Genomic DNA, 1854 nt, shown 5'->3' with positions numbered 1-1854 from the left:
GGGTGCAGTCGGGCTTTCGCTCCCGCCCCTGACCGTCCCGCTCTGGCGGCATCTCAGGGATCAGTATGGTCTCATTACTCCGGATGGGATTGAGTCCTCTCTTTCTGCCTTCCGTGAGGTGCTTGTGGTCTCGCTTGAGCTTGCAGATGCCGTGGCAACTTCGATCGAGGGTGAGGATCTGGTTATTGCGATCTCCGGATACCGCCTCTTTTTTGGCTGCCGGATCATGCAGAATGAGTCCCCGAAGGTCTGCACCATGTTTCCCTGCGCAGTCTGTGGTCTCATCGGCCTCATTGCAGCCGATGCAACCGGCACCGCATGGGTCTATGACCGGATCGTTCTCTCAGAAGAGGATCGGTCGGTCACCATCACCCTCAGGCGGCTTCCGGGCTGATCCTGACCCATAGATGGAGATCCCGGTAGCTCGCATTGACGAGTTCTGCCGGGGAGAGGCCGGGTGCCGGGAGCTCCTCATCGAAGAGGAGGAACTGGATCCGGTTCACATTCCTGTCAGTGATTGAAAATTCGAACCGCTCTTCGATCGTCTGGTTATGGGCGATCTCTCTTCTGAACGAGCCGAGCGGGATGGATGAGAGGATTGTTGAGGTATTTGTTCTCGTATCGAACTGCTGGTTGAAGCCGTAGACCATGGTGGTGTAGGTGATGTTTCTATATTCGTGGTTGCCTATCCCGATGATCACAAATTGTTCAGTCCCTGCCCGGAAGTTCGTTGGATAATCTGCTGCTTTTCCTTTCTCTCCGAGGATATAGAACTCGGTGAACTTCTCTCCTTCCTTTGGGACGACGATCACATAGATGGTGGTCCCGATCGCAAGGAAGATGGCGCAGATGAGGATGATGCTGAGGATGCGGTCGAGGCGGCTGCTCTCCTCGGGGAAGAGTTCGTCATGGATTCCTTCCTTTACCTCGCGGATTGGGATCGTGAGGCGTTTCTCCTGTGGGATGGTGATCCGGCGGTATGCTGCAATTACAGCCATTGCCAGAGCGAAGATGACGAGTGCGGTGACGATCGGATCCAGCCGGATGCCCCAGGGGGTATAGTTTAAGCCAAGACCGATTAAGGGGACAACTGCGATCGAGAGGCCAAAAGAGAGCGCAATCCGCTCGATCCAGTCAAGGTCGTCGTCTGCTGGGAAGAGTGCTGCGATTAAGAGGTAGCCGGGGATGAAGAGGATGAAGGGGAGCGCAAAGACCACCCGGAGCGGGGTGTCCTGGAGGATGGGGAGATAGATGCAGGCGACTGTGCCTGCGATCCAGAGGAGCGCTGCCTTCAGGTCAATCGGGAGGGTGCGGGGATCTGTGAGTTCGATGGCGAGATCGGCGGGCCCGGGTTTCATGGTAGAGTGATTGGATGCGTATTGGGAAAATATCTATTGATGGTATTCTGCATCCGACTGGTTTGAGATCGGGTGATGAAGCCGGGGAAAATATGGGGAGTTCTGTATGCGCCCCGGGATCCGTGCAGGGCTTCAAAAACGGATCCTGCTCCCGGTTCCCTTCACCAGTGTATTGATCGCTTGAATTTTTGCCTGTGATGGCGCGAAATTCCGGGGGAGAGTGAATGCACAAAGAAACCTTTAAATAATGTCGTAGAGGAGTAGTAATCTATAATGCATACGCTATACTGGTGGCTTTAGGCTACTCGCCAATTGCCTGTCTGATAAGTGCGTATGTGGGATGTGAAGAAAGATGATGGGAAGATATGCAATTCTCTTATTATCGTTGCTGCTGGTGCTGGCACTTCCGGCAGTTGCGGCGGCGCAGACGGTTACAATTACTCCGGCATCGGTGAATCCTGGTCAGGCAGTTACTGTAGCATTTACTGGACTTCCA

1 protein-coding gene and 1 pseudogene are annotated in these 1854 nt (G+C 54.3%); one reads left to right on the top strand and one right to left on the bottom strand.

Features of this window, described 5'->3' with window-relative positions; all coding sequences use genetic code 11:
• Positions 1–394: pseudogene (locus QCH34_RS11825) on the top strand (hypothetical protein); the annotation flags it as partial.
• On the opposite strand, the gene QCH34_RS11820 reads toward QCH34_RS11825, so the two are convergent.
• Positions 375–1358 carry a DUF1616 domain-containing protein gene (locus tag QCH34_RS11820; RefSeq protein ID WP_300334437.1) on the bottom strand — a complete coding sequence of 328 codons (984 nt, stop codon included), beginning with the start codon at positions 1356–1358 and terminating at the stop codon, positions 375–377. The pseudogene QCH34_RS11825 and the gene QCH34_RS11820 sit on opposite strands and share 20 nt — an antisense overlap.
• Positions 1359–1854 lie beyond the last annotated feature (496 nt).

The sequence above is a fragment of the Methanocalculus sp. genome, assembly GCF_029762515.1.
Taxonomy (GTDB): domain Archaea; phylum Halobacteriota; class Methanomicrobia; order Methanomicrobiales; family Methanocorpusculaceae; genus Methanocalculus.
The sequence above is the reverse complement of the archived record's forward strand: the minus strand, read 5'-3'. Positions and strand labels throughout refer to the sequence as shown.

Coding starts and splice junctions, on each gene's coding strand:
- QCH34_RS11820 (WP_300334437.1), bottom strand. CDS start 1,358: ATGAAACCCGGGCCCGCCGATCTCGCCATCGAACTCACAGATCCCCGC.